The 8,405-nt window shown below is 72.3% G+C and carries 9 protein-coding genes; 4 read left to right on the forward strand and 5 right to left on the reverse strand.

Annotated features, from left to right (window positions below; translation table 11 throughout):
- Positions 1-54: 54 nt before the first annotated feature.
- The 4 genes from DQW85_RS32060 to DQW85_RS32075 form a co-directional block, all read right to left on the reverse strand.
- The gene (locus DQW85_RS32060; protein WP_113703530.1) at positions 55-804 is read right to left on the reverse strand and encodes a hypothetical protein; all 750 of its coding nucleotides are present in this window, start codon (positions 802-804) and stop codon (positions 55-57) included.
- Positions 805-853: 49 nt separating this feature from the next.
- Positions 854-1,111 (reverse strand): hypothetical protein, encoded by a 258-nt coding sequence (locus tag DQW85_RS32065; RefSeq protein WP_113703531.1) that lies wholly within the window; start codon positions 1,109-1,111, stop codon positions 854-856.
- A gap of 87 nt (positions 1,112-1,198) precedes the next feature.
- Positions 1,199-1,435 carry a DUF397 domain-containing protein gene (locus DQW85_RS32070; RefSeq protein ID WP_113703532.1) on the reverse strand — a complete coding sequence of 79 codons (237 nt, stop codon included), beginning with the start codon at positions 1,433-1,435 and terminating at the stop codon, positions 1,199-1,201.
- The gene (locus DQW85_RS32075; RefSeq protein ID WP_113703538.1) at positions 1,436-2,257 is read right to left on the reverse strand and encodes a helix-turn-helix domain-containing protein; all 822 of its coding nucleotides are present in this window, start codon (positions 2,255-2,257) and stop codon (positions 1,436-1,438) included.
- A 231-nt stretch (positions 2,258-2,488) separates the two neighbouring features.
- On the opposite strand from DQW85_RS32075, the gene DQW85_RS32080 reads away from it, so the two are divergent.
- Together DQW85_RS32080 and DQW85_RS32085 are read left to right on the forward strand one after the other, a co-directional pair.
- Complete coding sequence (locus DQW85_RS32080; protein WP_113703533.1) at positions 2,489-2,983, forward strand: ATP-binding protein; 495 nt, start codon at positions 2,489-2,491, stop codon at positions 2,981-2,983.
- 78 nt (positions 2,984-3,061) lie between these two features.
- Positions 3,062-5,479: a helicase-associated domain-containing protein gene (locus DQW85_RS32085; RefSeq protein WP_113703534.1), complete on the forward strand. Its 2,418-nt coding sequence runs from the start codon at positions 3,062-3,064 to the stop codon at positions 5,477-5,479.
- On the opposite strand, the gene DQW85_RS32090 is transcribed toward DQW85_RS32085, so the two are convergent.
- Positions 5,463-6,467, reverse strand: coding sequence for an ABC transporter substrate-binding protein (locus DQW85_RS32090; protein WP_113703535.1), 1,005 nt, complete (start codon positions 6,465-6,467; stop codon positions 5,463-5,465). The two genes, DQW85_RS32085 and DQW85_RS32090, sit on opposite strands and share 17 nt — an antisense overlap.
- An 85-nt stretch (positions 6,468-6,552) precedes the next feature.
- On the opposite strand from DQW85_RS32090, the gene DQW85_RS32095 reads away from it, so the two are divergent.
- Both DQW85_RS32095 and DQW85_RS32100 read left to right on the forward strand, forming a co-directional pair.
- Entirely contained in the window at positions 6,553-7,575 is a 1,023-nt protein-coding gene (locus tag DQW85_RS32095; RefSeq protein ID WP_240197554.1) for a FecCD family ABC transporter permease, read from the forward strand.
- 62 nt (positions 7,576-7,637) lie between these two features.
- Positions 7,638-8,405: FecCD family ABC transporter permease (locus tag DQW85_RS32100; protein WP_240197555.1), on the forward strand; the 768-nt coding region annotated here is incomplete at its 3' end.

The following is an 8,405-nucleotide window of genomic DNA, read 5'->3' on the forward strand; positions in this document are numbered from 1 at the left end:
CCCCGCCCCGTCCCGCCGGACGCGCCACACGTCCGCGCGGCACGGCCCGGCGGGTCAGCCGCCGGGGGCGAGGCGGCTGCCCGGGAAGGGGGCGAGGAGGGTCTCACGCCACGGACCGTCGAGGAAGTCGCGGGCCCGCTTGTCCCATCGCAGCAACCGGTCGTCCGGCTCCACCTCGTCGTCGAGGCCCAGGGCGGCGTCGCGGGCGCGGAGCGTGGCCAGGTGGTCGTCGAGGGAGACGGCCCACAGGGTGACGGCCTCGGTGTCACAGAAGAGCACCTCGTACAGGCCGGCCAGCCGGTGGCCGTGCTCGGCGAGGAGCGGGGCGCGTTCGGCGCGCACGGCCTCGAGGTAGCCGGGCGCGGCGCCGGGCCGGACCCGGGCGCTCTCGAACACGTAGAACTCCCCGGGCACCACCTCCGCCGGCGAAGGCGTGCCGCGCACGGCGCCGAGGGGCCGGGAGAACGCCGAGAAGCGCAGGTCGTCGATGTCCGAGAGGAACAGGCGGTCGTCCACGCCCCGGTAGATGTCCATCATCTGCCGCCAGCCGCCGTCCCAGCCGCCGTGGCACTCCCACAGCGTGACGGCCTTGAACTGCGGATGGCCGGTGATGCCCACGGCGTAGAAGGCGCCGGCGAGGTCGATCTCCCTGGACCGGATCGACATGCCGGAGGTCAGTTCGGGCCGCTCGCGGGTCTCGTCCTCCCGCTTGTAGCGGGTCAGCCAGGTCAGGTACTCCAGGGGGCGGCGCGAGTTCATGGGCCGGAAGTCGACCTCTTCGAGAAGGTAAATGCCCCGGCGCACCACGCCTCCTTTGACCAAGCGGTTGCTCGGTAAGGAGCGTAGCACAGGGTCAGGCGACCGCCTGGGAGGGTTGCGGACCCCTGCCGGTGAGCCACTCCAGCACCTGGCGATGACCGGAAGCGGCGTCCTCGAAGCGGCCCCAGTGCCAGTAGCGCGGCTGGTCACGGATGCCCGTCACCCACGTGCGGTAGGAGACCGAGCCGCCGGAGGCCACCGGGGCGACGCCGTAGGTGCGTATCACGACCTTGCCGCCGGGTGCGAAGAGCACGTCGTCGGCGATCGGATAGAGAGTCATCTGGTCGAGCATGTACAGATCATGTCCGCCCGGCGAGGCGGGAGGATTACACCCCCGGCGCGCCCCCGTTAAGCGGGCGCGCCGAGGGTTAACACCCCGTTACACGAGCAGCCCGTCGAACTCCCCGTCCTTGACCCCGAGCACCAGGGCCCGGATCTCGTCGCGGGTGTAGATCAACGCCGGGCCGTCGGGGAAGCGCGAATTGCGCACGGCCACCCCACCGTCGGGGAGCTGGGCGAGCTCCACGCAGTTACCCTGCGAGTTGCTGTAGCGGCTCTTGCGCCAGGCGACCTGCTTGAGGTCGGTCGCGGGCATGCCGTTGTAGGTCTGCTTCATCTACATCTTTCTGAGAAGACCGCCGATGAGCTCGACGGTGCCCCCGGGCGTGGTGCTCTCCACGCATAACTGCTCCATCGCCGTGAGGTACGGGTCGATGTCCTCACGCTTGTCCAGGTACAGGGCACCCCAGAGCTGCTCGACATAGACGACGTCCGACAGATCGGACTCCGGAAACCGCAGGATGCTGAACGCGCCCCCTTCAGCGGCGTGCATGCCGTACCTGAAGGGCATCACCTGCAGGGTGATGTTGGGCAGAGCAGCGACTTCCAGCAGGTGCTGGAGCTGCTCGAGCATGATCTCCCGCCCGCCGATGGTCCGCTTGAGCGTCGCCTCGTCGATGACCGCCCACAGGCGCGGGCCGTCCTTCTGGGTGAAGCGCTCCTGCCGCTGCATTCGCAGATGCACGCGACGGTTTATCTCTCCGGGACCGGCGTCGGGGTTGCCGAGCTGGAAGACCGCGCGCGCGTAGTCAGCCGTCTGCAGCAGGCCGGGCACGAACTGCACCTCGTAGGTGCGGATCAAGCTCGCGGCCTCCTCCAGCCCCACATAGGTGCTGAACCACGAGGGCAGCACGGCGGAGTACTTGTGCCACCATCCGGGGGTGTTGGCCTCGCGGACCATCTCCAGCAGGGCACGCCGCTCGGCGTCGTCGAGGACGCCGTACAGTGTGAGCAGGTCTTCCACGTCGCGTGTCTTGAAACCGACGCGACCGAGCTCCATACGACTGATCTTGGACTCGGACGCCCGGATGTGGAATCCGGCCTGGTCGCGGGTGAGGCCGCTGGTTTCACGCAGGCGCCTGAGGCTGGCGCCCAGCATGATGCGCCGAACGGTCGAACCTGAACCGGGCGGATCGATGGACACGCGCTGCTCCTTGGTTGTTTCCCTTACACATAGTCTGTCACTTCACGGCCGAAAGATCATGGGCCGCGGCCAAGATCCCCTTTCCCACCGCTTTCACCATTTGAGGCCAACCGTAGCGCTTGCACGCATCCTCTGCACGTGCATTCGCCCTTGCACCTGCACGAGAGTTTGCCGCAGAATGATCTAGTGCTACCCACCCTGGCGCCCGGCCAATGGACCACGTTCGACTGGTGGCCCCCTCTCGGCTGGTGGCCGGAGGCGGCGCGCGACCTGCTGGTCCCCGGCCCGTCGGCGAGCGCCACGTTCGTCCTGCCCCCCACGCCCTCCTCCGTGCACGCCGCCCGCAGCTTCACCACCGGCGCGCTGACCGCCTGGAAGCTGGAGGAGCTGATCGAGAACATGCAGCTCGTGATCTCCGAGCTGGCGACCAACGCGCTCCGCCACGGCCTGCACGTCGCCGAGCCGGGCTGCGAGCCGCCCGTCCACATGTCGCTCGTGCGCCGCGGGCCGCTCGTCACCAGCGCGTTCACCGACCCGGCCGCCTCGGTGCCGGTGCTGCGCCATCCCGGCCCGCTCGATCCGGGGGGCCTGGGCCTGCACATCGTCGAGTCGCTCAGCCTCCGCTGGGGCTGGTCCGCGCTGGCGCCCCAGGGAAAGATCGTCTGGGCAGTCCTCTCCTGACCGTCGGTGATCTGCACTACCGTGGATGGTCATGGCTCACGGTGAGTCCCGCGCGCGACCCCATGAGAGTGCTGACCGATGGATGATCACCTGCTCGGCTGGCTGCGGACACTTGACGAAGACAGACTCGGACGGATTCTCGCGAACCGGCTTGACGCCATCGCCGCGCCGTGGCCGCGGCGGCTCGACACGCTCGCCCAGCGGCTGGGCAACGGCTTCGCCGTGATGGAGGCCCTGCGCAGGCTGCCGTTGCCCTGTCTTGAGCTGGCGCAGGCTTGCCTGGTCGTGCCGCACGCCACGCCTGAGCGGATGGCGGAGTTCCTCGGCGTTCCCCTTGACGAGACGACCCCCTGGCTGGACCGGCTCTACGACCACGCGCTGGCCTGGCCCGACGGCGACGGTGTGATCCAGCTGGCCGAGGCGGTGTCGCGGTGGTGGGCCGCCCCGCTCAACCTCGGCGAGCCGCTCGGCCACTATCTCAACTCCTGGACCGTCAGCAACGACACGCTGCGCGCGCTGGCGCGCGGCCTCGGCGTCCCGCCCCACGGCAACAAGCGCCGCACCATCGCCCGGGTCGGCGAGGTGCTCGGCGACCCGGGCCGCCTGGCGGCGCTGCTCCAGCACGCTCCCGAGGGCACCCGCGACCTGCTCGACACCTTCGCCTGGGACGGCCCGGCACGCGACGTGGACGGCGCCAGGTTCGTCACGCCGGGCACGCCCGAGAAGTGGAGCGCCGACCACGGGCTGCTCTACCGGCCGAGCTGGCACGTGGCCGAGATGCCGCGCGAGGTCGCCCTGTGCCTGCGCGGCCCCGGCTACCACCCGCCCTTCACGGCCGAGGCGCCCGAGGTGGCCACGATCCCCATCGACCCCGAAGAGGTCGACCACCTGATGACGCTGGCGGCGCCGCACGCGGTCGAGCGCTGCGCGGCGCTGCTGGACAACACCTCCAAGACACCGCTGCCGCTGCTCAAGACGGGCGGCGTGGGCGTGCGCGAGGTGCGCCGCATCGCCAAGGAGACCGGCTGCGACGAGGACGAGACGCGCCTGCTGCTGGAGATCTGCGCGGTGGCCCGGTTGCTGGCCTGGGACGAGCAGGCGGGCGGCATGGTGCCGACCGAAAGGTTCGACCGCTGGCGGCTCGACGAGGGCTCGGCCCGGCTGCGCGTGCTGCTGTCGGCGTGGTGGCGGATGGAGCGGTCGTCGCTGCGGCGGGTGGACGGCAAGTACGGCACGGTGCTGGGCGACGACCAGGCCGGCGCGGCCGTGGCCCGCGTCCGCCGGGCCGTGCTGTCCGTGCTGGCGCACCTGCCCGCGGGCACGGCCTTCGCCGACCGCGGCAGCCTCGTCCGCGACGTCCACTGGCACGCGCCACTGCTCGACCAGGCCCTGCTCGCCGAGTGCGCCTCGGCCGTGCTGGAGGAGGCGCGGCTGCTCGGGCTGCTGGCCAACGACTCGCTCACCGATCTCGGCAGGGCGCTGGCCGGGCTGGCCGACCGGGCGGGCGACGAGAACGACGACTCCGTGCCGCTGGTGGAGCACGACCCGCTGCTGGTGGAGGCGTCCACCAGGGCGCTGGCCAGCGTCCGGCGGAGCGCGCTGTTCGGCCCTGACCTGACCGCGGTGGTGACCGGGCCGCCGTCGGCGGAGCTGGCGGCGCTGCTCGACCGGGTGGCCGAGCGCGAGTCGCGGGGCGCGGCCTCGGTGTGGCGGTTCACCACCGAGAGCGTACGCCGCGCGCTCGACCGCGGCTACGACGCCGACGAGCTGCTGGAGGAGCTGGCCGCCGTCGGAACGATCCCCCAGCCGCTCGAATACCTGGTGCGCGACGTGGCGCGCAGGCACGGCGAGGTGACGGTGACCACGGTGGGGTGCGTCGTGCAGGCGTCCGACCCCGCGCTGCTGGCCGAGATCGCCGGGCACCGCCGGCTGGCCCGGCTGGGGCTGCGACTGCTCGCCCCCACGGTGCTGGTGAGCGCGGAGGGCGCGGAGCGCACCCTGGCCGCGCTGCGCGAGAACGGCTACTCCCCGCTGCCCGTGGCCGACACCGGGGGGATCGCGATCCGCCGCACCCGCGCCGAGGAGCCGCGCAACGGCAAGCTGATCCTGCTGCCCGGCGGCCAGGTGGCGGAGATCTCCGACGCACAGGACCTGATCGGCCCCGACGGGCTCCCCCACGCCGTCGCGGAGCCCGCGCCCGACCCGTACGAGCACGCCCGGCGCCTGGCCGCCGCCGGTCACCCCCCGGAGCAGGGCGGCCGCACCTGGGCCGTCATCGGGCGGATGGCGACCCGGCTGCCGACCGCGCAGCAGTCGCTGCTCGGCTTCGTCGTCGACCGGGGCGTGCGGGCGGGCATCACGCTGACCGGTGGCCTGACCGCCACGATCAGCCACGGCGAGCTGAGGGGCGCCGCGCTCGACGCGTGGTGCGAGGAGGCGGGCGACTACCTGGAGTTCCCGCTGGCCGAGATCGTCGAGGTCAGGGGAGCTTACTAGCCTTCCCCAGGTTGGCCACCAGTTCCTCCAGGAACGCGGCGTAGCCCTGATAGCTGAAGGGCACCTCGGCCCGCCACGGGTAGAGCTGGCCGGCCTTGACCGCGGGGAGCTTGGCGAAGGTGGGCTTCTTCATCATGTCCTCGGGCCTGAGCGACTGGGTGCGCGTGTCGTAGAGGATGACGTCGGCGTCGTAGGTGTCGGCGTTCTCCCAGCTCAGCGTCTGGAAGAAGCCGCCCTCGTCGACCTTGGCCGGCTTGACGACGTCGAGGCCGTTCCGGGTCAGGTGGACGATGTCGGGATACTGGGGCGGGTTGACCACCCACATCTGGTCGGCGCCGCCCGACATCATGAGGATCTTGAGGTCCTTGAACCTGGCCAGTTCCTTGGTGGCGGCCTCGAAGCGGGCCCTGGCCTCCGGCACCCCCTGCATGCCGGCGCCCAGCGACTTCGCCAGCTCCTCGTACCTGCCGATCACCTCGGTGGCGCTCCTGCCCGGCAGCATGACGCCGGCGGTCGGGGCGACCTGCTCGATCGCGGCCTTCGACTTCTCCGGGACGTACCAGAGCGTGTCCTTCACGTACATGTTGCTCACCAGCAGGTCGGGCTGGAGGGAGATGTACTTCTCGACGTTGAACTCGTCCCACACGTTGCCCAGGCCCTCGACCTTGGCGATGTCCACGTTCCCGGCCTGCGGGTCCTTGGCGCCGTCCTTCAGCCTGTGCGGGCCGAACACCGCCACCGGGCGCACCCCGAAGTCCCACAGCGCGGCAGCCGAGCCGACCTGGGCCACGATCCTGGCCGGCGCCTTCGGCCGGTCGATCTTCCTGCCCCGGTCGTCGGTGAACGTCCACGCCATGCCGGTCGCCGGGGCCGATGCGTTCCCACCGGTTCCGGTGGCACCCGACCCGCACGCGGCCAGGGCCAGCGCCGCCGTCAGCCCTGTCGCGGCTGCGAGGAATCGCCTGCGAGCCAGTACCGGTTCCGACATCACGAGCTCCTAAGGTTAGGCTTGCCTAGCTGGTGCGGCTTTAGATTAGCCTTACCTTACTTTGGCCTGGACGAGAGGGGGTCGGGTGCGCCCGGCTGAGGAGACGGCGCGGCCGGACGCCGCGCTGGCCGGTGGGCTGGTGGTCGCGCTGGGCGTCCTGGTGCTCGTGGCGGCGGCGAGCGTGGCGCTCGGCGCGCGGTCCGTGCCGCTCTCCACCGTGGTGGACGCGTTCGTCGCGCCCGACGGCTCGAACGACCACACCGTGGTGCGCGAGCTGCGGGTGCCGCGCACGCTGCTCGGCATCGGGGTGGGAGCCGCGCTGGGCCTGGCCGGCGCGCTCATGCAGAGCCTCACCCGCAACCCGCTGGCCGACCCGGGGCTGCTGGGCGTCAACGAGGGCGCCGCGCTCGGCGTCACCGTGGCGCTCGGGCTGCTCGGGCTCTCCGACCCGGCCGTCTACGTGTGGTTCGCGTTCGCCGGAGCCGCGCTGGCCTCCGTCGCCGTTCACTCCCTCGGCTCGGCAGGCCGCTCGGGGGCCGGTCCGGTACGGCTGGCGCTTGCGGGCGTCGCGGTCGCCATGGTGTTCACCGCGGCGTCCTCGGCGATCCTGCGCATGGATCCGCAGACGTTCGACCGGATGAGGTTCTGGCTGACCGGGTCGCTGGCCGGGCAGGGCGCCGACACGCTCGTCCGGCTGGCGCCGTTCATGGCGGGCGGCATCGTGCTGGGCCTGCTGCTGGGCAGGCCGCTCAACATGCTGTCGCTGGGCGACGACGCCGGCCGGGCGCTCGGCGTGGCGGTCACCCGCACCCGGGTGCTCGCGGCCGTCGCGGTGACGCTGCTGTGCGGGTCGGCCACGGCCGCGGTGGGGCCGCTGTGGTTCGTGGGACTGGCCGTGCCGCACGCCGTGCGCGCTCTGGTGGGGCAGGACCAGCGGTGGGTCCTTCCGTACTCCGCGCTCGCCGCGCCCGTGCTGCTGCTGGCGGCCGACGTGGCCGGGCGGCTGGTCGCCCGGCCGGGGGAGGTGCAGGTGGGCATCATGTGCGCGCTGGTCGGCGCCCCGGTCTTCATCCTGCTGGCCCGCCGCAGGAGACTCGCGGCCCTATGAGCACCCGGCGTCCTTCCTCCCCACGCCCCGGCCCCCGTCTCACACGGCTCGGCGTCCGCGCGGTGCGGCTCGGTCCCTGGTCGGTACGGGCGGCGCCGCGCGCGCTCGCCGTCGGCCTGCTGCTCGTCCTGGTCGCCTTCGCGGTGGCCGTGGCGGCGATCTCGACGGGCGAGTTCACCGTGCCCGTGCCGGACGTCCTGGCAGCGGTGTTCGGCCAGGGCCCGCCGGTCGCCGAGCTCATCGTCGGCAGGCTGCGCGCTCCCAGGGTGGTCACCGGGCTGCTGGTGGGGGCGGCGTTCGGGCTGAGCGGTGCCCTCTTCCAGAGCCTGACCCGCAACCCGCTCGGCAGCCCCGACTTCATCGGGCTCGCCGCCGGCGCGTCCACCGGCGGCATCCTCGCCATGGTCGCGGGCGGCACGGCGGCGCAGATCGCGGGGGGCTCGCTGGCGGGCTGCGTGCTGACGGCGGCGCTGGTCTACGGGATGGCGTACCGGCGGGGCGTGCGGGGCCACCGGCTGGTGCTGGTCGGCATCGGCGCGAACGCGCTGCTCGTCGCGGCCAACTCCTACGTGCTCACCCGGGCGAACGTCGACGACGCCGCCACCGCCGCCGCCTGGCTGACCGGCAGCCTCGGCGGGCGGGGCTGGGACCACGCGATCCCGGTGGCGCTGGCGCTGGCCGTGCTGCTGCCCGTCTGCGCGTACGTGTCGAGGCCGATGCGGATGATCGAGATGGGCGACGACGCCGCGCGCTCGATGGGCGTCGCCGTCGAGGGGGTGCGCGCGCTCGCCATCGCCGCGGGCGTGCTGCTGTGCGGCGTGGCCACGGCC

The sequence above is a fragment of the Nonomuraea lactucae genome (assembly GCF_003313395.1).
GTDB classification, from domain to species: Bacteria; Actinomycetota; Actinomycetes; order Streptosporangiales; family Streptosporangiaceae; genus Nonomuraea; species Nonomuraea lactucae.

Coding starts and splice junctions, on each gene's coding strand:
- DQW85_RS32070 (WP_113703532.1), bottom strand. CDS start 1,435: ATGAAGCAGACCTACAACGGCATGCCCGCGACCGACCTCAAGCAGGTC.
- DQW85_RS32090 (WP_113703535.1), bottom strand. CDS start 6,467: ATGTCGGAACCGGTACTGGCTCGCAGGCGATTCCTCGCAGCCGCGACA.
- DQW85_RS32075 (WP_113703538.1), bottom strand. CDS start 2,257: ATGCTGGGCGCCAGCCTCAGGCGCCTGCGTGAAACCAGCGGCCTCACC.
- DQW85_RS32085 (WP_113703534.1), top strand. CDS start 3,062: ATGGATGATCACCTGCTCGGCTGGCTGCGGACACTTGACGAAGACAGA.
- DQW85_RS32065 (WP_113703531.1), bottom strand. CDS start 1,111: ATGCTCGACCAGATGACTCTCTATCCGATCGCCGACGACGTGCTCTTC.